Origin of the sequence: Clostridium gasigenes, assembly GCF_017348895.1 — a bacterium.
Lineage (GTDB): Bacteria > Bacillota > Clostridia > Clostridiales > Clostridiaceae > Clostridium > Clostridium gasigenes.
The window spans coordinates 2,215,580-2,241,370 of sequence record NZ_CP071376.1; the positions used below are offsets into that span (position 1 = coordinate 2,215,580).

A 25,791-nucleotide genomic window follows, 5' to 3' on the forward strand; every position below is an offset into this window, starting at 1 on the left:
ACTAAAAAAATAGCTTATATGATAAAATACTAGTATAAACAATAGGTGATCAGGGGGAGTTAAGATGATTAACATTTTAGTAGTAGATGACGACAGGGAAATTACAGAGGCTATTGAAATATATTTATTAAATGAAGGATATAATGTTTTTAGAGCTTTTGATGGGATACAAGCTTTAAATGTTATAAGAAGTGAAGAAATACATTTAATAATAATGGATATTATGATGCCGAATCTTGATGGGACGAGGGCAACTATAGAAATACGTAAAGAGAAACAAATTCCAATAATAATGCTTTCAGCAAAATCAGAGGACTCAGATAAAATTTTAGGATTAAACCTTGGAGCGGATGATTATATTACAAAACCATTTAATCCATTAGAACTTATAGCAAGAGTTAAATCACAATTAAGAAGATATACTACATTTTCTACTATAACAAAAGTAGATAAAAATATAATTATAGTAGGTGGATTACAACTTAATAAAGCTGAAAAAGAAGTATTTGTAGATGGAAAACAAGTTAAATTAACAGCTTTAGAACTTAAAATATTAACGTTATTAATGGATAACATAGGAAGAGTTTTTTCAATAGAAGAAATTTATGAAAGAGTGTGGAAAGAAGTTGCATATAACGTTGATACAGTAACAGTTCATATAAGAAGAATAAGAGAGAAAATAGAAATAAATCCAAAGGAACCTAAATATTTAAAGGTGGTGTGGGGAATTGGGTATAAAATTGAAAAACAGTAAGGTGTTTAGAATTTTAAATAGTATTATTTTAATAACTATGATTATTATATTGCCAATAAAAGTTGCAAATATAATTAAATATAAGGATTACTCAAAGAATATATATAATCTGAAGCTAATATCCGATTATATATTAGACTTTGATAGTCAAGCTTGTAATATGCTAGAACGTTATACTGACTTACAGGGAAATCCAACAGAAGAATATTTACAGCGTGATATATCAATGATGAAGTCAGACGATGAAAGTGGATTTAAGTATAGGAAGGATCATATAGAAAGTGAGCAAGATGGAGGAGCTGAAAAAGCAAGCAAGGAAAAAATAGATATGTTACTAGAAGAAGTTAAAAAAGAAATTATTAGATCAGATGAAAAATTAAGAGCGGATGCTATTAGTAGTATCAAAAATAGTTTTAAAGATTTTAAAAAGGATCTTATTATAAATAATGTTAATATTGAATTTTATTTTGAGAATAATGAAAATGGAAATGTAATAACTAATGTCCCTGGAGTAACAGCTGATGATTTTGATATTGATAATAATAATGACTATGAAATTTTAGAATTAAGCAACAATAATAATAAAAATATAAACGATAATAAGAATACAGAAAATTTGTATAATATTAGATTAGATATATCAAAAAACACACAAGATGATAGTGGGTACAATAGGTACTATAGAATACCTAAAAAATTATTGCCTGGAGATTGGATATATGATATTCAAGCAAGCGAAGATAAAAGTAAAGAGGATTTTAATAGAAATAGAATAATATCAGTAGGTATAGGCGTAGTTCTTTTGTTATCATTAATATTAGCTTTAAAAGATAAAAGAAAAGTTAATAATGGATTTTTTTATAGGTGTCAAAAGATAATACCAATAGAAATTAAAATTATCAGTCCTATTTTAGCAATAGTAAATGGTTATATAATGACTAACGATGTTCTTTTTGGAAGAAAAATAAATATAGCTAGTTTAATGGTTCAAGCAATTTTATTAATTATAAGTTGTTTATTCATAAGTAACCTTATAGCAAATGGAACCTCTAAAATTGATTATGCAAATATGAAGAAGAGAAGCATTATATATAATATAAAAGTATTAACAATAAAGTTTATAGATTCATTAAAAGAAAGCTTTTCAATAAAATCTACTACAATTAGATTAGGGATATTTATAGTAATGACAGTATTAGCTTACATAGGGGCTATGTTTTTGCATAGGTATAGTCAATATGAATACTATTGGTATGAGAAGTATGTTGTTGCTTACGAAATACTATATCAAATAATTATAATTATATATGTTTTTAATCTTTCTAAAAGATTGAATTTGTTGAAGATTAATACCGATAAAATAGTAGAAGGAAATTATAATGTAGATATTGAAGTCAAAGGGTCTAAAATAGTTAAAGAAATTGCAGCTAATATTAAAAATATAGAAGCTGGATTTAGCAAGGCTGTTGATGCTGGGATTAAAAGTGAAAAGTTAAAGGGTGAACTTATAACAAATGTTTCTCATGATTTAAAAACACCATTAACTTCGATTATAAGTTATGTTGATTTATTGAAAAATGAAAATTTAAAGGAAGTGGATAGAATAAAATACATTAATGTGTTAGATAGAAAAGCTCAAAGATTAAAAGTGTTAATTGAAGATCTTTTTGAAGCATCTAAAGCAGCTAGTGGAAGTATTGAACTTCAAAAAGAGAATATAGATGTGACTTCACTTCTTAGGCAAACTCTTGGAGAATTTCAAGAAAAAATTTCAGAATCTTCTTTAGAGTTTATAAATAAGTGGCCAGAAGAAAAGGCAGAATTATATTTAGATGGCAAAAAGACTTGGAGAGTATTTGAAAACTTAATTTCAAATATAATAAAATACTCAATGAAAAACTCAAGAGTCTATATAGATGTAATTAAAAATATCGATAATGTACAAATAGTAATGAAGAATATATCAGCATATCAATTAGATTTTACAGAAGAAGAGGTTATTGAAAGATTTAAAAGAGGAGATAAATCAAGAAATACAGAAGGGTCAGGCCTTGGGCTTTCAATAGCTAAAAGTTTAACTAATTTGCAAGGTGGTACTTTTAAAATAGAAATAGATGGAGATTTGTTCAAAGTAATATTAACTTTTCCATCAAAGTAATTAATAAATATAGAAAAAGGACTTATATTAAAAGAAATCTAATCGTAGATATTTAATGGAAATTACGAAAATATTAGGCTGAAAAAGGTTAATATAAAGTCATTAGGTAAATTCTGTACTTATTGCTATTTTTAACAATTAAAAATAACGCCAAAATAAAGTTAAGGGAAATTTTTTTAAAAAAATTATCTAAAGATAATTTTGGTGAATAATGCAGCATAAAATAAACCTGTTTTAATTAAAATTGTTAGGGAGGTTTATAGTGGGGAAAATAAAATTTTTAGATGGACTAAGAGGAGGAGCTGCTTTTATTGTTGTTATAGCTCATTATATACAAGTATTTTATCCAACTGTTTTTAATGGCAATATCGAATCAATACATACTAAAAATAATTTAGAGTTAATTTTTTATAAAACACCATTAAATTTATTTTTTAATGCTAATTTTTGTGTATGTATTTTTTTTGTATTAAGTGGATATGTCCTAAGTATAAAATTTTTCAAACATAATGATAAAGAAATAATTATATCTGGAATGTTGAAAAGATATTTAAGATTAACAATTCCTGTACTTGCCGTATTGACGCTATCATATTTAATGCGGAAATGTAATTTGTTTTATTTTGGAGATGTTTCTTCAATAACAAAAACAGAGATAATGAATAGGTATTTAATAAAATATGAGTATATAGACATATTAAAACAATCATTATTCCAAATATTTATTTTTGATATTGAAACGTATAATGCAGTTTTGTGGACTATGAAGTATGAATTCATAGGATCTTTTATTGTATTTTTTATATTAATATTATTTTCGCATTGTAAACATAAAAAAACGTTAAGTATTGCATTAATATTAATATTTTTAAACTCTTATTATTTAGGATTTGTTTTAGGATGTTTGCTTTCATACATTAGTATAAATAAAAAAATTAAGATTAAAAAAATAACATTGAAATTTCTGCTATTAATATCTTTATTTTTTGGTTCCTATCCGTATTATCAAGGAAGTAATTCAATTTATTATATAATTTCAATTAAGTTTGGGGAAATTAATAATTTTATATTATTTCATACATTAGGAGGAGCATTATTAGTATTTGTAATTATTAATTTTAAAACACTTCAAAATATTTTTTCATCTAGAACAATGGTTTTTCTAGGTAAAATATCATTTTCATTATATTTAGTTCACTTTTTATTTATAAATTCTTTAGGGAGCTATATTTTCATTAAAACAGTCAACTATTTTAATTATCATATAAGTTTTTTAATTTCGTTTATCATTACTTTTTTATTTTCAATAGTTACAGCCTATAGTTTTAATAGGATTATAGATACACCTGCTATTTATTTATCTAATAAGTTTTCAAAATTTATTTTGGATAAATTTAAAACAAAAAAAATACATTTTCTAAAATTAAATAATGGGATGGTTTATAAATATTCAAATGCATTAAATAGCTATACAGAAAATATTAGAAATAATGATACGCAAGTATATACAATGAAAGAAAAATAAATATAGAAAAGAGGATATACAAAAGCTTAGCTTTCGTATATCCTCTTTAAATTAAGTATTAAATGAATTATGCTTGGTTAGTTGAACCAAATAAGTCCATCTTTTCCTTAACTGTAGCCTTTATAGCTTCAAATCCAGGTCCTAATAATTTTCTAGGATCGAATCCTTTGCCTTGTAAGTCTTTACCAGATTCTATATACTTTCTAGTTGCAGCTGCAAATGTTAATTGACATTCAGTGTTAACATTTATTTTTGAAACTCCAAGTGATATAGCTTCTTTAATCATAGCGTCTGGAATTCCAGTACCACCATGTAATACTAGTGGCATATCTCCACAAAGTTTATTGATTTCTGCTAATGCATCCATGCTTAATCCAGCCCAGTTTGCTGGGTATTGTCCATGGATATTTCCGATACCAGCAGCTAAAATAGTAACTCCTAAATCAGCTATTGATTTACATTCCTTAGGATCTGCGATTTCTCCAGCTCCAACAACTCCATCTTCTTCTCCGCCGATTGATCCAACTTCTGCTTCTAATGAAACTCCTTTAGCAGCAGTAAGCTTAACCATTTCAGTAGTTTTTTCTATATTTTCTGCTATTGCATAGTGTGAACCATCAAACATGATTGATGGGAAACCAGCTGCCATAGCTTCTTTAGCGCCTTCATAGCTACCGTGATCTAAGTGTAATGAAACTGGAACTGTAATGTTTAATGACTCCATCATTCCGTTAACCATTGCAACTATAGTTTTGTAACCAGTCATATATTTAGCAGCACCTTCTGATACTCCTAATATTACTGGTGAATTGTTTTCTTGAGCAGTTAATAAAACCGCTTTAGTCCACTCTAGGTTGTTGATGTTGAATTGACCAACAGCATACTTACCTTCTCTTGCTTTGTATAACATTTCTTTTACTGAAACTAACATGGTAATACCTCCGTTAATTTAAAATTTTATTATGATTATGTAACAAAATAAATATTTTGTATATTTATTTCTTACTGATAATTATTATACCCTAAAATACCTACAATGAAAACAAAAAAACATAATTCATATTTTTTTGTTTCTTAAATTTTAATATAAAAGATGTAGATATAGGGGGGCTAGTTAAAAATATAACAAGATATATTTTTATTTTTTACTCTCTGTTAGGGCTGCATGTACAAACCCAACAAATAATGGATGAGGTTTAGTTGGTCTTGATTTTAGCTCAGGATGGAATTGTACTGAAACATACCATGGATGATTTTCAAGTTCCACTATTTCAACTAAATTACCATCAGGGCTTGTTCCTACAAATTTCATTCCTGCAGATGTTAGTTGTTCTCTAAAATTATTATTAAACTCATATCTATGTCTATGTCTTTCATTAATTAGGTTGTTTGAATAAGCCTTATATGAATAACTATTTTCATCTAACATGCAAGGGTAAAGACCAAGCCTCATAGTACCACCTAAATTTTCTATATTCTTTTGATCTGGAAGAATATCAATTACAGGGAACTTAGTATATTTATCTATCTCAGAACTATTAGCTCCTTCAAAACCTAATACATTTCTTGCAAATTCTATAACAGAACATTGCATTCCAAGGCAAATTCCAAAGAATGGTTTTTTGTTTTCTCTAGCCCATCTTGTTGCTTCTATTTTACCTTCAATTCCTCTATCTCCAAAGCCTCCAGGTACTAAAACACCATCACAATCTTTTAATAGTGAATCAACATTATTCTTATTTAAATCTACAGAATCAATCCAAATTATTTCTACATTTGAGTTGTTAGATAGACCACCATGACTTAAGGCTTCTACAATAGATATGTAAGCATCGTGTAACTCTACATATTTTCCTACTAAAGCAATTTTAATATTATTCTCAAGAGTTTTAATATTATTAACCATTTCAAGCCATTCACTATTATCTATAGCTTTAGTTTCTAATTTTAGCTTTTCACAAACTAATCTATCTAATCCTTGATTATGTAACATAAGAGGTACTTCATAAAGATGCTCGGCATCTAAGTTTTCTATAACACATCTTGATTCTAAGTTACAGAATAAGCCTATTTTTGCTTTTAAATTATCAGGAATTTCTTTTTCAGATCTACAAACAATTATATCAGGTTGAATACCAATGCTTCGTAGTTCTTTAACTGAATGTTGAGTAGGTTTAGTTTTTAGTTCGCCAGCTTTTCCAAGGAAAGGAACTAGTGTTACATGAATAAAGCATACATTTTCCTTACCAACTTCATATTGTACTTGTCTTATAGCTTCTAAAAATGGTTGAGATTCTATATCTCCAACAGTTCCACCTATTTCGGTAATAACTACATCTACATCTGTTTCTTTACCTAAAACATATACTTTTTCTTTTATTTCATTAGTTATATGAGGAATTACTTGAACTGTTCCTCCAAGATATTCACCTCTACGTTCCTTAGATATAACTGACCAGTAAATTCTACCAGTTGTTATATTATTATTTTGACTTAAATTCTCATCTATAAATCTTTCGTAATGACCTAAATCTAAATCAGTTTCTGCACCATCATCAGTAACAAAAACTTCACCATGTTGATAAGGACTCATTGTTCCTGGATCTACATTTAAATAAGGATCAAATTTTTGAATTGATACCTTTAAACCTCTATTTTTTAATAATCTACCTAAAGATGCAGCAGTGATACCTTTTCCAAGAGATGATACTACACCACCAGTTACAAATACATATTTAGTACTCATTTGAATTCCTCCTATAATGTGAAAATTTATATTGACAGCCTACAGATTAATCGTTATAATAGTAATTACCCCCTAAAATACAATGGGGGGCTTATATGTATAAACACATAAAATATATATTAGCACACTTGGTTTTAAAAATCTAGTGTATTTTTGTGGTATTTTAAAATAGTTAATAAAATAACATAGTCGTATTAATGTAGGAATTAAATTTTACATTAATACGATTTTTTTATATTTAATATAAACTAAGAAATTATATGTAAAATAAATGTAGGTTTTACATAATTGATAGATTGTTTTTTGAAAGTGCCTAATGAAAAAATGAACCAAGTATAAACATATGACCATAATTAAGTGAAGGGGGCGATAAGGTGGAGATTGGGGGTATAGAAAATCTTATAGATGAATATGGTGATTATATTTATGAATTTTGTAGAAAACTTGCAATAAACCCCAGATTTAATTGTAAATATGAAAGAAATTTTTGAATAAAAATAGAAGACTATGAAAGCGAAAACTCCTATAATTATAGCTTTAAATATAGAAGCCTAGGGTACCCTTAATTAGTACCCTAGGCTTAGTTCATATATTTACAAGAACTTTGATTTGATATTTTTCTAAGTTTATTTAATAGAATATTTTTACTTGTTTTATCACTAGAGAAGATGGTAAGTATAATTACTAAAATTATTTAACATTATACATTCCTTTGCTTTCCATATATTGAAATATGGCTTCTCCGTGTTTTTGTTCTTCCTTTTGTATATGATTTAATACATCTCGAACATTAGTATCTCTAAATTCAAAAATTGTAGTATCATAAGTTCCAGATACATATTTTTCTGTCATTAATAAATCGGTACACATATCAGCATCAGATAAATTAACTCCGCTTGATTGTGCATTATTCATATTAGTGGTAGAACTTGGATTTGCCACAGGTTGTGCTGAACCTTGATTTTGTTGCTGATTCATTTGAGGAATTGTACCACTTAACAATTGATTAATACTATCAAGATGTGTTCTTTCTGATTGACAATTAGCATTAAATATTTGTTTTAATTGAGTGTCCTTGGCTTGGTTTGCATAATTTGTATACTTTTCTATACAAATCTGTTCGTGTTTTTTTTGATCCTCTAGTAACATTCTTTCTTTTTGTGATAAAGTTATTTCCATAATACTACACCTCCAACCTTATTTTGTGTAAATATTATTAATTTATACTAAAAAAGAGCCGATAACTTTAACCCATCTATTCTCATTTTATTAAATTCACGAGATAGAGAAGGCCTTTGGATTCCAAACTTTTCAGCAAGTTAGTTTTAAAGAAGATGTTTTTAATGGAAATAAAGAATAAGTATTACCTCGGCAAGAGCACTATAGCCTAAAATTATAAGGATATAGTGCTTTTGTAGCTTTTGAAATTATTAGCATTTTAATATAGAAATTTAGATTTTAGTCATATCTTTATACTATTACTGAATATATTTTAAGTAAGGCATTGTAAAACAAATAACAAGTCAAAGATTATTAGGATTGTTTGAACTAGATAATAATAATGACTAGTTATTTATTTGGAAATACCTAAAGAGGGGGGATTTTATGAACTTTAAAGAATTTATAAAGAATGATAGAGAAGGCAGCAATAGTGAAAAATTTGAAGGTACATTCATTGATTATTTAGAGATAGTAAAGGAATGTCCTGATACTGTTAAGCTCTCTCATAAACGCATATACGATATGATTGCAAGCAAAGGGGTAGAAGTTCTTAAGGGAGACGAAAATGCTAGAATTAGAAAAATATATGGCAATGAAGTTATAAGAAAGTATGGTTTCTTTAAAAATGAATTTTATGGAATTGATAAAGTAATAATGAAAATGGTTAACTATTTTCATTCAGCGGCTATGAAAGGTGAGGAATCAAGGCAAGTTTTATATTTAGTTGGGCCTGTTGGTGCTGGTAAATCTTCATTAGTTGAATCTCTTAAAAAGGCTTTAGTAGAATGTGAAGCTATTTATTCAATTAAGGGATGCCCAATGCATGAAGATCCATTACATCTTATTCCAAGACATTTAAGAGCTGAGTTTGAAGAACTTCTAGGGATACAAATAGAGGGGGATTTATGCCCGGTTTGTAGATATAGGTTAGTTAATGAATTTAAAGGTGAATATGAAAATTTTCCAGTTGAAACTAAAACATTCTCTATAAGATCTAGAAAAGGGATTGCTGTTGTACCACCAGTTGACCCAAATAATCAAGATACTTCAATATTAACAGGCTCAGTAGATATTTCTAAAATGGATATGTATCCAGAAGATGATCCAAGAATTTTCTCGCTAAATGGAGCCTTTAATGTTGGTAATAGAGGGTTGGTTGAATTTATAGAAGTATTTAAAAATGATGTTGAATATCTTCATACAATAATAACAGCAACTCAAGAAAAATCAGTTCCATCACCAGGAAAGGGATCAATGATTTATTTTGATGGAGTTATTGTAGCTCATTCAAATGAAGCAGAGTGGAATAGGTTTAAATCAGATCATACAAACGAAGCTATTTTAGATAGAATAGTAAAGGTTGAAGTGCCTTATTGTTTGGAACTTGATGAGGAAGTTAAAATATATAAGAAGATTTTAAAGAAAAGTAATTTTAAAGCACATATAGCACCACACACTATAGAGGTTGCAGGTATGTTTGCTATTTTAACAAGGCTTGCACCTTCCGCAAAAATAGATTCGATGACTAAACTTAAAATCTATAATGGAGATGAAATAGTTGAAAAGGGAACAACTAAGAGAATTGATATTATGGAACTAAGAGAAGAATCTGATCAATATGAGGGAATGAAGGGGATTAGTACAAGATTTATTATTAAGGCAATAGATAATGCCTTATCCGATTCTGAACATAATTGTATAAACCCATTAAGTATAATGGAAAGTGTCGTTAAATCTATAAAAGAATTAGATATTGCACCTGAGGATAAGAAAAAATATTTAGGGTTTATTCAAGATACAATTAGAAAAGAATTTAATAAAATATTAGAAAAAGAAATTACAAAAGCCTTTATACATTCATTTAGAGAACAAGCAGAAAGCTTATTTAATAATTATATCGATAATGCAGAAGCTTTTGTTAATAAGAGCAAAATTAAAGATGGTTCAACTGGAGAAGAATTAAATCCAGATGAAAACTTTATGAGAAGTATAGAAGAACAAATAGGGGTATCTGACGCTTCTGCTAAAGGGTTTAGAGCAGATGTTACATCATACATGTTCTATTTAGTTAGAAAAGGTGGAACTATAGATTACAAGTCCTATGAACCTTTAAAGGAAGCTATAGAGAAGAAACTTATGGCATCGGTTAAGGATTTATCAAGAATAATAACTAAATCTAGAATTAGGGATAAAGAACAAACAGAAAAATATAATACCATGGTTGAAGAAATGCAAAATAATGGATATTGTTTGCATTGCTGTGATGTAACTTTAAAATATGCAGCAAACAACTTATGGAAGGATTGATTAAATGGCAATCTTTAGAGATAGTAGCGATAACCCATTAAACCATGATAGATCAATAGAAGATAGAAGAAGGCATAGGCAGTTAGTTGAAAAATCAATTAAAGAAAATCTAGGAAATATTTTATCAGAAGAAAGTATTATTGGAGAGAGTAAAAATAAGAAATTTAAGATACCTATTAGAGGTATAAAGGAATATCAATTTGTTTTTGGAAAAAATAATAGAGGGGTTGCAACTGGTAATGGGGAAGAAGCCCGGGGTGATAAACTTGGAGAATCGGGTGAAGATGGAAAAGGGAGTGGAAATAAAGGTGCAGGAAATTCTGTAGGGGAAGATGTTTATGAAACTGAAATTACTTTAGAAGAATTAATGGACTATATTATAGAAGACCTTAATTTGCCTAACTTAGATAGAAAAAAATATTCGGAAATAATTACTGAAAGTGCAGGTAAAAGAAGAGGGTATCAAAGGCATGGAATAAACCCAAGACTTGCTAAGAAAAAAACTGTAATGGCTAAGATGGCAAGAAAACAGGGTAAGAAGAGAGCCTTAAATGAAATTGTATCTAATGAAGAAATAGAAAGATTTCCTTTTAGAGAGGATGATTTAAGGTATTGGAAAGTAAAGAAAAAGCCTAAAAAAGAAAGTAATGCAGTAATGATATTTATTATGGATGTATCTGGATCTATGGATAACACAAAAAAATATTTAGCAAGGTCTTTATTTTTTGTGTTATCAAAATTTATAAGAAGAAAATATAATAATATTGCTTTTGAATTTATATCACATACAACTATAGCGAAAAGAGTAAATGAGTATGATTTTTTTCATAAAGCAGAATCTGGAGGAACTTATATATCAAGTGGATTAAATGTAGCTTTAGATTTAATAAATGAAAAGTATCCTAAAGAGGCGTGGAATATATATCCTATATACGCAAGTGATGGAGATAACTGGAGTGAAGATAATGAAAAAGCTATGGCAGCGGTAAAAGAAATATGCGCCCTAAGTAGCATGTTTGGATATGCAGAGTTATTGCCATCAACTTATTCAACAACTATGTATTACAGATTTAATAAAGAAATTGATTGTGAAAATTTCACCTCTGTAATTGTAAAGGAAAAGAAAGATCTTTGGGAAGCATTAAAGATAATGTTAAGCAAGGAGTTAGAGGAGGAATAGGAATGGAGTACATTCTTCGAGATTTAGAAGTTTGGAATGAAAAGATAGAGGCCAAAGCAAAAAAAGCTAATTTAAATTTTTATCCTCAAGAATTTGAGATAATAGGTTTTAAAGAAATGCTTGGATATGAGGCGTATGTTGGAATGCCTTCAAAGTATCCACATTGGAGCTATGGTAAAGCTTATGATAAAAATAAAACTTTATATTCTCTTAATATGACTGGTTTGCCATATGAAATGGTAATAAACTCTGATCCTTGTTTAGCTTATTTAATGAGAGAAAATACACTTTTATTGCAAATACTAACTATGGCTCATGTGTATGGACATAATGATTTCTTTAAAAATAATAGATTGTTTAGAGATGGAACAAGGGCAAATTATACCTTGGAAATGTTTAAGTTAGATGGAGAAATAATTAGAGGATATATAAATGACCCAAATATTGGTTATGAAAGAGTTGAAAAAATTATAGACTCAGCACATGCTATTAAATTCCAAATTCCACGAGTCGTAGGAGTTAAGGAGTTAACAGAGGAAGAAATTAGAGAAAGATTATTAAATGATTATAAAAGTAAAATAGAGAATAGAAATTTTTTAGATGAAAATGATGAAATTGCTGTTCCAGATTTAACAGCGGTACCTCTTGAACCTTGTGATGATTTAATTGGATTTATTATTAAGTATAGTAAACTAGAGGACTTTGAAAAAACTATTTTAAAAATAGTAAAAAGAGAAACAGAATATTTTATGCCTCAAATTGAAACTAAAATAATGAATGAAGGTTGGGCAAGTTTCTGGCATTATACTATTCTAAAAGAGTTAGAACTAGAAGAAGGGTTACACCTTGAATTTATAAAAAGGCATAATGATGTCATAGCACCAATACTTGGAGGTTTAAATCCTTACTATATTGGGTTTAAGGTTTTTGAGGATATAGAAAAAAGATATGGAAGGGAAAAAATATTTGAGGTGCGCGAGGTTGAGCGGGATAACTCATTCCTTAGAAAATATTTAACTAAGGAATTATGTGAGGAGTTAAATTTATTTCAGTTTGGAAAAAGAAGTTTTGAATATGTAGTAGAAGAAGTAGCAGATGAAAATGGATGGATGAAAATAAGAGATTCTATTTCATCAACTTGTGGGCTTGCAGCTATCCCTTGTATAAGAGTAATAAATCTAAATAAGAGAGATAACGTTCTTACATTAGAACATTTATTTGACGGGAGAGAACTGGAAATATCTTATGCAAAAGAGACTCTTAAGTATGTTAATGATCTTTGGGGGCACAAAGTTATTTTGAAAACTAAATCTAAGGATGGAAGAGAAATAGAAATAATTTGCGATGAGGATAGAAAAATATTTATAAATTAAAAAATTTAGAGTAGCTATTTTTAGCTGCTCTAAATTTTTGTTTTTTTGTCATTTTAAAAAATAGTGAATATTATAGTTTAGTTTCCACGCAGGATTATATTAGAAGCTTTAAATAAGACGAGGTAACAAAAAAGATATATATAGAATATATTGATTAGTAGAAATAATTATTTAGGAGATACAAATGGAGATGGAAATGGAAATGAAGTTAAAAGGAAGTAAAACAGAAAAAAATCTTTTTAGAACATTTGCAGGAGAATCAAGAGCAAGAACTAAATATGACTTATATGCAGAAAAGGCTAGGGCTGAAGGCTATCAATGGGTAGGGCAAGTGTTTAATGAAACAGCTCTAAATGAATATGCTCACGCAAGAAGAAGCTATGGGCAATTACTTAATAGGGTAGGAAGTACTAAGGAAAATTTATTAGATTCCATAATGGGTGAAACTAGTGAATTTAAAGATATTTATAAGAGGTTTGAAGAAGAAGCAAGAGAAGAAGGTTTCATGGAAATTGCTGATTTTTATAAGGAACTAAGAGAAGTTGAAGAAAGTCATCAAGTAAGATATCAAGCCTTATATGACAGGTTACAAGATGGAAAAATGTTTAAAGGCGAACAAGAATCTAAATGGATTTGTATGAATTGTGGATATATACATGAGGGTATGGATGCACCTTTAGTATGTCCACTATGTAAATATCCAAGAGCTTACTTTAAACCACTTTGTGAAACAACTAATTTATAAGTGGCATAAAAATAGACTAGCATACTAACTTGCTATTTATTTCAATGTCCCTAAGGAGGATAATATGTTTATATCAATACCAAAAGAATTTTTTGTGCCTGTATTATTTAGAGATAGATTTATATTGAATTCAGAAAATAATAATATGGAATATAATACAGAAAAAACAAGCGCCATGGAGGCTAGATATAGAAGAATAGATGAAGAAAATAAAGAAGAACAATTAAAGGTAGAAAAAGAAATGAAAGTAGATAGGTCTAGAGATGGAGCAATATTGGATGAAGCAGATGAAGAATTTGTTAATAGTGAAACAGCAGTAGCATAGAAATTAGATTAAGTAGGTGGGAGCTTTGGCATACCGTGAAGTAATCAAAAATAATGGGGAGGAATTAAATAATCTTGCTGATCTTTTAGGTAAGTTTGTAAATTCATATAGATTATTAATAGGAGGGGCTGGAGAATTAAACATTATAGCCTTAGCAAAAAAGAGTGAGGTTAAAGATGCATTAGATAGAGCAGCGAATGTAGGGGCTATAATTGATGATTTAGTAAAAGTTATAGAAAGTAGTGATAATTGCTACTTTAAGTACATGAAAATAAAAAATAATTTTATTTTATCTAAAACAGAAAAGGATTCTATTTTAACAGAAATTAATAATGAGTTAGAATTTCAAAATTCTCAAAGATATGAGGAAGGAGAAGAGGAATAGGGCTAGTGTTATTTTTATAACCTAAGTAAAAAATTATAAAGGCCTAGTTTAGATTTCTAAACTAGGCCTTTATAAACTTATAATTTTTTAAGTTTCAAAGTGCTTACCATTAAATATGAACCAAGTAACATTAAAATTATAGGTACATAGATAGGTATATGAATTAAAACGGTAGGTTTACAAACTAACATTACAAATAAGCCAATAAAGCTTCCAACAATTGTAATAGGAACCCCTGAAAAAGTACCGTCAAATTCTGTTGCGTTAAATCTAGCTAATCTGTAAGCTCCACAAATAGGGAACGTTAACAGAACAGCTATACCTAAAATACTAAATGGTCCAAAATCTTTTAAATTAAATAATAAATATACTAATATTGATGGTGCCACTCCAAAAGATACTAAATCAGCTAAAGAATCTAGTTCTTTACCAAGATCACTACTAACTTGAAGAAATCTTGCGATTCTTCCGTCGTATCTGTCAACAAGGGCTGCAATAATAATAAGTATACTTGCCAATAAATATTTTTCAGCGCAAGCAGATAAAATAGATAATATACCACATCCTAAATTAATAAATGTAAATATATTAGGAATACAACTTTTTTTCATATAATCACTCCTGATTAATTCTTGTATTATTTTATTGATTTGAGACTTATTATAACATAAAATTAATAAAAATATAAGATGCTTGCAATTATACCAAAATCAAAAGCAATATAGACATAAATTGGAATTGATGTTATAATTCAATATAATTTGGTTAGGAGGGAAATAATGAAAAAAGTTAAATTTATATATAATCCTTACTCAGGTGAAAATGCAATATTAGAGAAACTAGATGAAGTAATTAGAATCCATCAAGAAGCAGGATATTCACTAGTTCCTTATAGAATAGATAAAACTTCAGATTTAATAGAGGCTTTTAGTGATGCAAAAGATGAAAATTATCATTATGTATTAATTGCAGGTGGTGATGGTACTGTAGATTCCGTAGTAAATGCTATGGCTAAATGTGGTGTTTCACTTCCAATTGGAATATTACCAGTTGGTACAGCAAATGATTTTGCTAAGTTTTTAGGAATTCCATTTGATATAAAAAAAGCTTGCATGCAAATATTATCATCAGAGGTAACAACTGTAGATTTAGGTAGAATAAATGATAAATATTTTATAAATGTTGCAAGTACAGGACTATTTACAGATGTTTCACAAAAAACAGATGTAAATTTAAAAAATACAATTGGAAAGCTGGCATACTACTTAAAAGGACTAGAAGAACTACCAAATTTTAGAAAACTTAAAGTAAAGATAAATTCTAAAGAAGTTGACTTTGATGGAGAAATGTACTTTATGTTGGTGTTTAACGGGAAAACAGCAGGTAACTTTAATTTAGCAACACATGCAGATGCAACAGATGGGTTACTAGATGTTATAGTTTTTAAAGCAATACCAATTAGAGAATTAATTCCACTGTTTATAAAAGTATTAAAGGGAGATCATTTAGAGTCAGATAATGTATTATATTTTAAAACAGATAGTTTAATAATAGAAAGCCCTGAAGATATAGTTACAGATATAGATGGAGAACGTGGACCTGAATTTCCACTTAATATAAAATGCATAAAAGGTGGACTTAAAATTTTAGGAGTTAAATAATTTTATAAAAAATAGAATAAAATCAAGAAAAAATTAATAATTATAATTAACAGTAATATGAAAGGATATGAAGCAGAAATTGATAGGATTCATCTACTTATGTCTAGTGTTATTTATAATTATTTTTATTTTATATCTATTTAAGAAAAATATAAGATCATCTCCTAAAAAAATCAAACTTTTTATGGCAATGGCACTTGCACCGCTATTATTAAGATTTTTAGTATTGATGTGTGGAATAATAATTGAAAAACAATCTATTATATATATGCTTAGACCTTTTGTATTTTTAAATTTCTTTAGTAATCCCCTATTAATTATAGGTTGTTTGTTTATATTTTTAAGGGACGAAAAGGTTAAATTTAATATTAATTATATTTTTTTAAGTATATTATTAGTAGGTTATTGTTCTTTAATAATGTTTTATAAAATAGATATAAATATAAATACAACTTTTGGATTTGTGTTAAATATAAGACAAATGTTAATGCCAACATTAGTTTATTTAATAATTTTTGGATTACTAACAGTGTTTACCATGTTATTTATAGACAAACCACATAGTAATAAATTTGGAATGAGAATACTTATAGTAAGCTTAATAGTAGTAATATTAGAACAAATATTCTTTATTGGAGGAATAAAAAGTTTTCCTTATCCAATAATAGGAGAAATATTTATTTTGTTTTCAACATTTAAGGCGATAGAAACTTTTAATGTGATTTCAAAAAAATAATAAGTTAAAATTTTCATATATTTAAAAAATAAAAAACAGTAAGGGGATTATACCTTACTGTTTTTAGTTTAGAAAAATTTTTTCAAATTACATGATTGAAAAAGGTTGCGTTTTAGGCATTCTATAATATAATATAGTAGGTAAGTAAATAAATAATGGGCTAAATTGTAAATTACAAACTAGTTAATAGAATATAAACAAGGAGTGAATTTAAAATGGAGGGTGCCCCTCATGGTACGGACTTAGAAAAATTGAATAATATTTTTAGAGGATACATAATAGGTCTAAACTAACATTAGTTACAATATGTATGAATATAAAAAAACTGTATTTATACATATTGTAATTAATTAATTAATATAAGTCATATTGTGAATCCTTTAAACTTAAGGAGGAAGCTTTATGAAAAAACTATCAGTATTTTTATACACTAGCATTGTAGGAAAGAAAATGTATGATGAATTTGATGAGGTGCTAGGACTACTAAAGGATATATATGTAACTACAGATGAAGGTTATCCTAGAGTCATTGGATATAAGGTTAAACGTGATGGATCAACCTTTCACTACGAGTTCAGAAACATATATTTTTGCCAAGTAGATAATAAAGTTAAAATAGTAACACGAGGTAGTAAAGAAATACTTCCAAGGACCTATTCATATCTATTATCGCAAAATCTATTAGATAAAAAAATCGTAGATATTAATGGAAAGCAAGTTGTTCGTGTTGATGATTTAAGAATAGCGGAAATAGCAGGAGAATATAGAGTTGTAGCAGTTGAAACAGGACCAACTGCCAAGTTTAGAAGAATGGGATGCGAAGGCTTGGGTAGATTTATCTATAAAATTATGAAAAAGGAATATGAAGATAAAGTTTTAACTTGGGATAATGTTGAATCGCTTGAAATGATTAATAATAATTTAAAGCTATCAGTTCCATACCAAAAGTTATCAACACTACATCCAGCAGATTTAGCGGATATATTAGAGGAATTAGATGCAGGTTCAAGAAAAAGAATTTTTGAATCTTTAGATGAGGATTTAGCAGCAGATACTCTAGAAGAAATTGATCCTGAATACAAGGGTAGTATTATAAAGGGACTTAGTGATAGTAAGGCAGCAGAACTTTTGGAAAATATGCCTAGTGATGAAATAGCAGATTTACTAGATGAGCTAGATGAGGAAGAAAGGGAAAAAATTCTTGCTAATTTAGAAAAAGAAGATGCAGAAGAAGTTAAAGCTTTGCTTAAATATGCAGATGAAACTATAGGAACTATAATGAGTAAGGATTTTATATCCTTTAATTTAGATATTACTACAGGTGAAATTATAGAAATACTAAAAGAAATGGAAGAAATAGAGGAAGAAGAATTATATGCTATTTATATAACTGATGAAAAAGAACGAGTCATTGGAGCTATAAGCTTAATGCAGTTACTTTTAAATAATTCAGATGTTAAAGTTAAAAATATTATGGATGAAAACATAAATGTTATAAGACATAATGTAGAAATAGATGAAGCTGTAGAACTAGTATCAAAATATGATTTATTATCAATTCCAGTTGTTGATGAAGATGATAAATTAATTGGATCAGTAAATGCTCATGATTTAATTGATGAAGTTTTATACCCGATTTGGAAGAAAAAAAATAAATAAAATAATTTCAATGAACAAGGTTGACAAATTTAGTGAAAAGAATATAATAAAAAGATAAAGCATATTAAAATGCTCGGAATTAAAAATTGCGAAAAAAGAAAAGTACCATAAAAGATGGTTATTTGAATATAACCTAATTAGAGTATAAGTGAGCTAAAAGAAAATAGATTAGAATAACTAGTTATTTTTTTGAAGTTCCCTACAGCGAAGTTAACTTCGTCTCTATATAGTTTATATATAGAGGCGGGGTTTTTTCATTTGTAAAATTATTTAATTTTGAGAAAGACTAAGATATCTGAAAGAATAGTATAACTTAAAGTAGTTTTTTTGAAGAAAAATTATAAAAGATAAAAGAAGGAGTGTATAAGAATGATATATAACGGGGTTTTAGAATTAATAGGAAAGACACCAATATTAAAAATAAATAATTTGGTAGATGAAAATAGCGCAGAGGTTTATGTAAAGCTTGAAAAATTTAATCCAGGTGGAAGTGTAAAAGATAGAGCAGCCATTGGAATGATAGAAAAGGCAGAAGAACTTGGATTATTAAAAGCTGGAGATACAATAGTTGAACCGACAAGTGGAAACACAGGAATTGGAATAGCTATGATAGGAAATTTAAAAGGATACAAGGTTGTTATAGTTATGCCAGAAACTATGAGTAAAGAAAGAAGAGATTTAATAAAGGCTTATGGAGCGGAATTGGTTTTAACTGAAGGTGCTAAAGGAATGAAGGGTGCAATTGAAGAAGCTAATGAATTAGTTAAAGAAAAAGGATACTTTATGCCGCAACAATTCGAAAACTTAGCTAATCCAGAAAAACATTATAGTACAACAGCAGAAGAGATATTTGAAGATATAAGTGATTTAGATGTTTTTGTTGCAGGGGTTGGCACAGGTGGAACTATAACTGGAGTTGGTAGGAACTTAAAGAATAAAATAAAAGACTTAAAAGTAGTGGCAGTAGAACCAGCTAACTCTCCTGTATTAACTGGAGGAAAGCCAGGTCCACATAAAATTCAAGGAATAGGAGCAGGTTTCATACCTTCTATATATAATAAAGAGTATGTAGATGAAATTATACAAGTTTCAGATGCAGATGCTTTTAAAACAACAAAGGATTTTGCAATAAAAGAAGGGGTTTTAATTGGTATATCATCAGGGGCAGCAATTTATGCAGCTATAGAAGTAGCTAAAAAGTTAGGCAAAGGAAAGAAAGTACTAGTAATAGCTCCAGATGGTGGTGAAAAGTATATTTCCATGGGAATATATGATTAATTAATTTAAACAAGGGGGTAAAAGCTGTGTTTGATAGATTAAGATATGATTTAAATAATATAATGAAAAATGACCCAGCGGCAAAAAGTAAAATAGAAGTTTTTCTTTTGTATCCATCAGTTCATGCGATAATTGCATATCGAATGTCACATTTTTTATTTAAACGCAAATTATACTTTATTGCAAGGGTAATATCTCAACTATCAAGATTTTTTACTGGAATAGAGATACATCCAGGAGCTACAATAGGACGAGGTTTATTTATAGATCATGGTATGGGGGTTGTAATTGGAGAAACAGCAGAAATTGGTGAAAATGTAGTGCTTTATCATGGTGTTACATTAGGTGGTACAGGGAAAGATATAGGGAAAAGGCATCCAACAATTGAAGATAATGTTGTAATTGGAGCTGGAGCAAAAGTTTTAGGTCCGATTACAGTTAGAGAAGGTGCGAAGATAGGGGCTAACTCAGTTGTGGTTAAGGAAGTTCCAAAAGGTGCAACAGCAGTTGGAAGAGCTGCTAAAAATATTGTTAGAATATCAAACTGTATTATAGAAGTAAATGATATTCATGGGAAAAAGAAAAAAATATATAATGATATGATCATTTAATATGATTATTAGGCATTTAAAAAATAACAAATCAAGGTGAGATGTATATTTTTCAAGATGCCTTAAGAGGGTTAAAAGATGGAGTTAAAAGAAAAAATAAAAGATTACTGCGAATTTTTGGGGCTAGATACAATAGGTTTTATAAAATGCAGAAAGTTTAATGAACTAAGAGAGTTTTACAATGGAAGAAAAGCTTTTAATTTAGAAAATGAATTCGAAGAAGAGAATATAGAAAAAAGAATAAATCCTAATATATATATGGAAGAGGGAAAAACTATTATATCAATAGCTTTCCCTTACCTACATAACGTAGAATATATTAATAATGGATTTTCAGTTTATACAAGAGGCGAAGATTATCATAAAGTAGTTAAATCATATTTAAACAAAATATGTAATTATATAGAAAGTCTTGGTGGAGTTGCAATCTCCTTAGTTGATAGTAATACTCTACCAGAAAGATATATTGCATATTTAGCTGGAGTTGGGTTTATAGGTAAAAATAATATGATAATAACAAAGAAATATGGTTCATTTGTTTTCCTTGGAGAAATAATAACAAATTTAGAGATTAACAGTGATGATTTAAGAACATTTGAAGAGTTAAATAACTTTAAGGAATGTAAAGATTGCGAAGCTTGTTATTACGCATGTCCTACTAAGGCTATTAATATAAATAAAAAAAATTGTAATATATGTCTATCATATTTAACACAAAAAAAAGACTTGGAAGATAAATATATTAAATTGTTAAATGGAAGAGTTTTTGGTTGTGATAGTTGTCAAGATGTATGTCCATATAATAAAAATGCATTGTTTTCAAATATAGAAGAGTTCAAACCATTTTCTTTTATGAATGAAAATAATACAAAAGTTTTAGCAGATATTAATAATAAGGATTTTAAAGAAACATTTTTAAAAACCTCCTGTGGATGGAGAGGTAAAAATGTATTGAAAAGAAACGCAATTATAAAATTAGCTAAAAATGATTTAGATAGTATAAAAGAATTAGAAACAGAATCACCATACATTATAAATTATATAAATAGACTTTTATAAAATTATAAAATATAATATTAGGTAGATAAGGCATGTTTTTCTGTTGTTTTTTCAAGATGACTTAGGGAACTTAAAAAAATAACCGGTCATAATCTTTGACTTGTCATTTTTTCAGCTCTCCTATTGTGAAGTGCCTAAAGTTTAAGAAGGTGAGGGGATATTAATGTTATCACCAATAGTAGTAAAGGTAATGAAAATGTTACCAGAGAGTTTATTAGTTAAATTTACAAAGATTGCTGTGAATAGATATTTGAAAAAATATGGAAGCTTTGATGTTCAAGGCTTAGAAAACATAGAGAAAGTTAAAGGGGCTAAAATATTTATATCAAATCATTTAAGTAATGCAGATGGTTTAGTTATAGATATGTTGCTTAGAAAAAAATATGATCCTACTTTTATTGCAGGAGCAAAGCTTTCAGATGATCCAGTAACTAACCTTGGAACTAGATTAGTTAAAAATATTCAGATAAAACCTAACACAGCAGATAAAGACGCAATAACTAATATGGTTAAACTTATTAAAAGCGGACAAAATATGGTTATGTTTCCAGAGGGTACAAGAAGTAGAGGCAAATCTATGATAGAAGCTAAAAAGGGTATTTTACTTATATCAAGGTTAACAAAAGCACCTATAGTTCCAATAGCTTTATGGGGAACAGAAAAACTACTTCCAATAAATGAAGGTGGAACTATGGCAGATGAAACATGGAAACATGCAGATGTACATGTGAGAATAGGGGAACCTATAACACTTCCAGTTAAATCAGCCGATGAAGATAAAAAAGAATTTGAAAAAAAATCAATGGATTATGTAATGAAATCTATAGCAAATTTATTACCAGAAGAGTATAGAGGTGTATATACTAATTCTAAAGAATAATAAAATACTAAGCTACTCAAATTATTTGAGTAGCTTTATTATATATTTAAACATAAGGCGTATCCCAATAAATATATTTAAGATGATTAAGAAGGGTGAGAAGAGTAATATTAATATAAGTTAACAGATTTTAAAATGAAATTAGGGGGGATTATGAAAATAAAATATGATCTTAGTAGTGAAGAATTTAAAAATATGATTAATATTAGCCAAAAGTGTAGATATGAAAGAACAATAGGAAAGCAGAAAAAGAATAAAAGGGCTAAATCTAGACTGTTATTATTTATTTTTACGTTGTTATTATTTATTTTATCTTTAATAATATATACTGTTTTAGAGAATAATAACTTTATAGATGCTATTAAAAAAGCTTCAATATGTGCAGTTATAGGTTTTATTGTAATAAAAATACTGATAATTGGATTAAGATGGGGAATTGAAAGTAATATTATAAAAGCGTCTCAAAAAATAGTGGAAGAAATTCTAATAGAACATAAAAAGGGCATTTCAATAGAGATAGATATAAGTGACAGACTTATTAAGGCCTCCACGACAGGAATAACAGAGGAGATAGGTTTTAAATATATAGAAGGTGTAGAGATGGTGGAGAACTTTTTAGTTGTTAATTATCTTGAGTCAGAAAGTTTATGCATACCAATAAAGGCTTTTAGTGATGAAGAAGAAAAAGAAGCGTTTATTAAGATAATAGAAGAAAATAAAGAAAAATATAAGGATGAAGAGTTAGGAGAGATGAAAACTAATAATATAATAATTGAATTTGAGTATTTACCTCAGAGAGATGATTTTGAAATACGCTATGAGTATTTAATCACAACTAATTTATGGAAGGAAATGATGAAGCGTATAAGTGTGCCGATGTATATTTATCAAGCTATAGTTAGTATAGTTACTATTATTATGACAACTTTAATTATAGGAAGTATATATATTATTCCTATAATTACTGTTTTGATTTTTGTGATAATTCTTTTCATCAATAAGAAAAGAACTCCTAAAATTCTAAAAAAAATTATTATTAAAGAATTTGAAAAAACTAATAAAAAAATAAAAGTAATATTAGCTGATGATGGAATAATAATATGCGATGGAATAAAAAATATAAAAACAGTATGGATTAAGATAGATGAAATAACGGATTTTAAAGGGGTATTAATAGCAAAAAGTAAAAAAGCTATTATCTTTTCTTTACCAAATAATGTTTTTGATAATATAGAAAATAGAAAAAAAGTTATTGATATAGTAAATGAAAAGATGAGAATATAATATTTAGAGAGAAGGTGAAGATATGAAGCCAAGGACAAAATTGATATTAGATATATTAAAAGAGGAATATCCAGATGCTAAATGTGAACTTAATCATGGAACACCATTTCAACTTTTAGTTGCTACAATATTATCAGCTCAAGCAACTGATAAAAAAGTAAATGAGATAACAGAGTCGCTATTTAAAGAGTATCCAGATTTAGATGCTTTCTTAACATTAAGTATAGATGAGCTTGAAGTTAAAATAAAGCAAATTGGATTATACAGAACTAAATCAAAAAATATTATGATAATGTGTAATCAGTTAAAGCAAAACTTTAATGGTGAAGTTCCAAAAACTATGGAAGAACTAACTTCTCTTGCTGGAGCTGGAAGAAAAACTGCAAATGTAGTATTATCAAATGCTTTTGGAGTGCCATCTATTGCAGTTGATACCCATGTGTTTAGAATAGCAAACAGATTAGCCTTAGCAGATGCAGATAATGTATTTGAAGTAGAAAAGCAACTTCAAAAGGAATTACCTAAGAGAGAATGGAGCGAAGCACATCATCTTTTGATTTTTCATGGGAGAAGATGCTGTGTAGCTAGAAATCCAAAGTGTAATGAATGTAGATTAACAAAACAATGTAAATACTTTAGGGATCTTGAAAAAAATAACTAGTTATAAAATTTTGTTTGTTATTTTATTACAACTAAGTTCAAATGATAAAAAAGAAAATTCTTAAATAAAAGTGTAGAGTTGTAATATATAATTCAATACAATATAGTGATATAATAATAAAGGCTTGATAATCAAGTCTTTATTTTGTTTACTAGTATTTTTAAATTTAATATATTAGTAAATAATAAATTATTTTTATAAGATATTTTAATTTAGTCATTTGCAAAAACAAATCAAGGTTAGATTTTTGAAAGTGTCTTATATAATTTGGAGGGGAAGAAAATGAAAATTGGAGTAATAATGGGTGGAATATCTTCTGAAAGAGAAGTATCCTTAAATAGTGGTAAATCAATACTTGAAAATATAGATAGAAATAAATATGAGGTAGTTCCAATTGTTATTGATAACAAGGAAGATATAATAAACAAAGTTAAAGGAATAGATTTTGCGTTGCTTGCTCTTCATGGTAAGTTTGGAGAAGATGGAACAGTTCAATCTGTGCTTCAAACTTTAGAAATACCTTATTCAGGTTGTGGTCCTTTAAGTAGTGCATTGTGTATGGATAAGGATTTAACTAAGAGTGTATTAAAATCACATAATATAAGAGTTGCAAAATGGACAAATGTTAGAAGTATAGAAGAAATAGATTATAATGTTATAGAAGAAATAAAATACCCTGTATTTATAAAGCCAACTAATGGTGGTTCAAGTGTTGCTACGTTTAAAATTACTAAAAAAGAAGATGTAGAAAATGCTGTAGTTGAAGGCTTGAAGTGGGATACCGAAGTTATGATAGAAGAATACATTAAAGGTGATGAAATAACTTGCCCTGTATTTGAAAATATAATGTTCCCAGTTGTAGCAATTAAACCTAAAACTGAATTCTTTGATTATACTCAAAAGTATGCAGCTGGTGGAGCAGATGAGTTTGTTATAGAACTTGAACCAAATCTTCACACTGAAGTAGAACAAATGGCGTTAGATACTTATAGAGCTTTAAAGTGTGCAGTTTATTCAAGAATAGATATGATAATAACTAAGGAAGGGATTCCTTATATATTAGAAGTAAATACACTGCCAGGGATGACGAGTACAAGCCTTTTCCCAAAAAGTGCAGAAGCTAGGGGTGTAAGTTACTCTGGGTTATTAGATATGATAATTGAAACATCAATGAAAGAAAAAAGATAGTTAGTTATAGAGCCCTTGATTTATAATAAATCAAGGGCTTTATTTAGTTGCTTTT

At 28.0% G+C, this 25,791-nt stretch carries 23 protein-coding genes; 19 read left to right on the plus strand and 4 right to left on the minus strand.

The annotated features are described in order from the left end of the window. The first annotated feature begins 64 nt into the window (after positions 1-64). From J1C67_RS10365 to J1C67_RS10375, 3 genes are all read left to right on the plus strand, one after another. Positions 65-754 (plus strand): response regulator transcription factor, encoded by a 690-nt coding sequence (locus J1C67_RS10365; RefSeq protein ID WP_167866744.1) that lies wholly within the window; start codon positions 65-67, stop codon positions 752-754. Further along, positions 729-2,912, plus strand: coding sequence for a sensor histidine kinase (locus J1C67_RS10370; protein WP_207253497.1), 2,184 nt, complete (start codon positions 729-731; stop codon positions 2,910-2,912). The genes J1C67_RS10365 and J1C67_RS10370 overlap by 26 nt, the downstream gene beginning before the upstream one ends. A gap of 262 nt (positions 2,913-3,174) precedes the next feature. Beyond that, a complete protein-coding gene (locus J1C67_RS10375) occupies positions 3,175-4,437 on the plus strand; it encodes an acyltransferase family protein (protein ID WP_167866746.1) in 1,263 nt (420 codons plus the stop codon). Positions 4,438-4,504: 67 nt separating this feature from the next. Here the strand turns inward: J1C67_RS10375 and fba are convergent, their stop codons facing one another. The 3 genes from fba to J1C67_RS10390 all read right to left on the minus strand — a co-directional run bounded on the left by fba (position 4,505) and on the right by J1C67_RS10390 (position 8,362). Continuing rightward, complete coding sequence (gene fba, locus J1C67_RS10380) at positions 4,505-5,368, minus strand: class II fructose-1,6-bisphosphate aldolase (protein ID WP_089970449.1); 864 nt, start codon at positions 5,366-5,368, stop codon at positions 4,505-4,507. Between the two features lie 207 nt (positions 5,369-5,575). Beyond that, complete coding sequence (locus J1C67_RS10385; protein WP_167866747.1) at positions 5,576-7,183, minus strand: CTP synthase; 1,608 nt, start codon at positions 7,181-7,183, stop codon at positions 5,576-5,578. A 690-nt stretch (positions 7,184-7,873) separates the two neighbouring features. Further along, complete coding sequence (locus tag J1C67_RS10390) at positions 7,874-8,362, minus strand: spore coat protein (RefSeq protein WP_167866748.1); 489 nt, start codon at positions 8,360-8,362, stop codon at positions 7,874-7,876. A gap of 426 nt (positions 8,363-8,788) precedes the next feature. Between J1C67_RS10390 and J1C67_RS10395 the strand changes: the two genes are divergently transcribed. The 6 genes from J1C67_RS10395 (at position 8,789) to J1C67_RS10420 (ending at position 14,719) form a co-directional block, all read left to right on the plus strand. Next, positions 8,789-10,711, plus strand: a complete 1,923-nt coding sequence (locus tag J1C67_RS10395) for a PrkA family serine protein kinase (protein WP_167866749.1) — start codon at positions 8,789-8,791, stop codon at positions 10,709-10,711. A 4-nt stretch (positions 10,712-10,715) separates the two neighbouring features. After that, entirely contained in the window at positions 10,716-11,891 is a 1,176-nt protein-coding gene (yhbH, locus tag J1C67_RS10400; protein ID WP_167866750.1) for a sporulation protein YhbH, read from the plus strand. A 2-nt stretch (positions 11,892-11,893) separates the two neighbouring features. Then, a complete protein-coding gene (locus J1C67_RS10405) occupies positions 11,894-13,264 on the plus strand; it encodes a SpoVR family protein (RefSeq protein ID WP_089972009.1) in 1,371 nt (456 codons plus the stop codon). A 202-nt stretch (positions 13,265-13,466) separates the two neighbouring features. Beyond that, positions 13,467-14,009 (plus strand): rubrerythrin family protein, encoded by a 543-nt coding sequence (locus J1C67_RS10410; protein WP_089972028.1) that lies wholly within the window; start codon positions 13,467-13,469, stop codon positions 14,007-14,009. Between the two features lie 64 nt (positions 14,010-14,073). After that, positions 14,074-14,334, plus strand: a complete 261-nt coding sequence (locus tag J1C67_RS10415; protein WP_167866751.1) for a hypothetical protein — start codon at positions 14,074-14,076, stop codon at positions 14,332-14,334. A 25-nt stretch (positions 14,335-14,359) separates the two neighbouring features. Then, positions 14,360-14,719 carry a hypothetical protein gene (locus tag J1C67_RS10420; RefSeq protein ID WP_089972003.1) on the plus strand — a complete coding sequence of 120 codons (360 nt, stop codon included), beginning with the start codon at positions 14,360-14,362 and terminating at the stop codon, positions 14,717-14,719. A 77-nt stretch (positions 14,720-14,796) separates the two neighbouring features. Here J1C67_RS10420 and pssA read toward each other — a convergent pair whose 3' ends face one another. Continuing rightward, positions 14,797-15,330 (minus strand): CDP-diacylglycerol--serine O-phosphatidyltransferase, encoded by a 534-nt coding sequence (gene pssA, locus J1C67_RS10425; protein WP_089972001.1) that lies wholly within the window; start codon positions 15,328-15,330, stop codon positions 14,797-14,799. Between the two features lie 168 nt (positions 15,331-15,498). Between pssA and J1C67_RS10430 the strand changes: the two genes are divergently transcribed. The 10 genes from J1C67_RS10430 to J1C67_RS10475 all read left to right on the plus strand — a co-directional run bounded on the left by J1C67_RS10430 (position 15,499) and on the right by J1C67_RS10475 (position 25,736). Continuing rightward, complete coding sequence (locus J1C67_RS10430) at positions 15,499-16,380, plus strand: YegS/Rv2252/BmrU family lipid kinase (protein ID WP_089971999.1); 882 nt, start codon at positions 15,499-15,501, stop codon at positions 16,378-16,380. Between the two features lie 184 nt (positions 16,381-16,564). Then, a complete protein-coding gene (locus tag J1C67_RS10435) occupies positions 16,565-17,116 on the plus strand; it encodes a hypothetical protein (protein WP_243176789.1) in 552 nt (183 codons plus the stop codon). A 402-nt stretch (positions 17,117-17,518) separates the two neighbouring features. Further along, the gene (locus J1C67_RS10440; RefSeq protein WP_089971995.1) at positions 17,519-18,775 is read left to right on the plus strand and encodes a magnesium transporter MgtE N-terminal domain-containing protein; all 1,257 of its coding nucleotides are present in this window, start codon (positions 17,519-17,521) and stop codon (positions 18,773-18,775) included. A gap of 369 nt (positions 18,776-19,144) precedes the next feature. Next, a complete protein-coding gene (gene cysK, locus J1C67_RS10445; protein WP_089971992.1) occupies positions 19,145-20,053 on the plus strand; it encodes a cysteine synthase A in 909 nt (302 codons plus the stop codon). Positions 20,054-20,079: 26 nt separating this feature from the next. Beyond that, on the plus strand, positions 20,080-20,664 hold the full coding sequence (gene epsC, locus J1C67_RS10450) for a serine O-acetyltransferase EpsC (protein WP_089971990.1): 585 nt from the start codon (positions 20,080-20,082) through the stop codon (positions 20,662-20,664). Between the two features lie 78 nt (positions 20,665-20,742). Next, complete coding sequence (queG, locus tag J1C67_RS10455) at positions 20,743-21,723, plus strand: tRNA epoxyqueuosine(34) reductase QueG (protein ID WP_167866752.1); 981 nt, start codon at positions 20,743-20,745, stop codon at positions 21,721-21,723. Between the two features lie 163 nt (positions 21,724-21,886). After that, positions 21,887-22,603, plus strand: a complete 717-nt coding sequence (locus J1C67_RS10460; RefSeq protein ID WP_167866753.1) for a lysophospholipid acyltransferase family protein — start codon at positions 21,887-21,889, stop codon at positions 22,601-22,603. Between the two features lie 153 nt (positions 22,604-22,756). After that, positions 22,757-23,887, plus strand: coding sequence for a hypothetical protein (locus J1C67_RS10465; RefSeq protein ID WP_167866754.1), 1,131 nt, complete (start codon positions 22,757-22,759; stop codon positions 23,885-23,887). 22 nt (positions 23,888-23,909) lie between these two features. Next, positions 23,910-24,548: an endonuclease III gene (gene nth / locus J1C67_RS10470; protein ID WP_167866755.1), complete on the plus strand. Its 639-nt coding sequence runs from the start codon at positions 23,910-23,912 to the stop codon at positions 24,546-24,548. A 282-nt stretch (positions 24,549-24,830) separates the two neighbouring features. Further along, the gene (locus J1C67_RS10475; RefSeq protein ID WP_167866756.1) at positions 24,831-25,736 is read left to right on the plus strand and encodes a D-alanine--D-alanine ligase; all 906 of its coding nucleotides are present in this window, start codon (positions 24,831-24,833) and stop codon (positions 25,734-25,736) included. Positions 25,737-25,791 lie beyond the last annotated feature (55 nt).

Excerpts from the sequence above, each read along its gene's own strand:
- J1C67_RS10365 (WP_167866744.1), top strand. The coding sequence starts at position 65 with ATGATTAACATTTTAGTAGTAGATGACGACAGGGAAATTACAGAGGCT.
- fba (WP_089970449.1), bottom strand. The coding sequence starts at position 5,368 with ATGTTAGTTTCAGTAAAAGAAATGTTATACAAAGCAAGAGAAGGTAAG.
- J1C67_RS10385 (WP_167866747.1), bottom strand. The coding sequence starts at position 7,183 with ATGAGTACTAAATATGTATTTGTAACTGGTGGTGTAGTATCATCTCTT.
- J1C67_RS10390 (WP_167866748.1), bottom strand. The coding sequence starts at position 8,362 with ATGGAAATAACTTTATCACAAAAAGAAAGAATGTTACTAGAGGATCAA.
- J1C67_RS10395 (WP_167866749.1), top strand. The coding sequence starts at position 8,789 with ATGAACTTTAAAGAATTTATAAAGAATGATAGAGAAGGCAGCAATAGT.
- yhbH (WP_167866750.1), top strand. The coding sequence starts at position 10,716 with ATGGCAATCTTTAGAGATAGTAGCGATAACCCATTAAACCATGATAGA.
- J1C67_RS10405 (WP_089972009.1), top strand. The coding sequence starts at position 11,894 with ATGGAGTACATTCTTCGAGATTTAGAAGTTTGGAATGAAAAGATAGAG.
- J1C67_RS10410 (WP_089972028.1), top strand. The coding sequence starts at position 13,467 with ATGAAGTTAAAAGGAAGTAAAACAGAAAAAAATCTTTTTAGAACATTT.
- J1C67_RS10415 (WP_167866751.1), top strand. The coding sequence starts at position 14,074 with ATGTTTATATCAATACCAAAAGAATTTTTTGTGCCTGTATTATTTAGA.
- pssA (WP_089972001.1), bottom strand. The coding sequence starts at position 15,330 with ATGAAAAAAAGTTGTATTCCTAATATATTTACATTTATTAATTTAGGA.
- J1C67_RS10430 (WP_089971999.1), top strand. The coding sequence starts at position 15,499 with ATGAAAAAAGTTAAATTTATATATAATCCTTACTCAGGTGAAAATGCA.
- J1C67_RS10435 (WP_243176789.1), top strand. The coding sequence starts at position 16,565 with ATGGCAATGGCACTTGCACCGCTATTATTAAGATTTTTAGTATTGATG.
- J1C67_RS10440 (WP_089971995.1), top strand. The coding sequence starts at position 17,519 with ATGAAAAAACTATCAGTATTTTTATACACTAGCATTGTAGGAAAGAAA.
- cysK (WP_089971992.1), top strand. The coding sequence starts at position 19,145 with ATGATATATAACGGGGTTTTAGAATTAATAGGAAAGACACCAATATTA.
- queG (WP_167866752.1), top strand. The coding sequence starts at position 20,743 with ATGGAGTTAAAAGAAAAAATAAAAGATTACTGCGAATTTTTGGGGCTA.
- J1C67_RS10460 (WP_167866753.1), top strand. The coding sequence starts at position 21,887 with ATGTTATCACCAATAGTAGTAAAGGTAATGAAAATGTTACCAGAGAGT.
- J1C67_RS10465 (WP_167866754.1), top strand. The coding sequence starts at position 22,757 with ATGAAAATAAAATATGATCTTAGTAGTGAAGAATTTAAAAATATGATT.
- nth (WP_167866755.1), top strand. The coding sequence starts at position 23,910 with ATGAAGCCAAGGACAAAATTGATATTAGATATATTAAAAGAGGAATAT.
- J1C67_RS10475 (WP_167866756.1), top strand. The coding sequence starts at position 24,831 with ATGAAAATTGGAGTAATAATGGGTGGAATATCTTCTGAAAGAGAAGTA.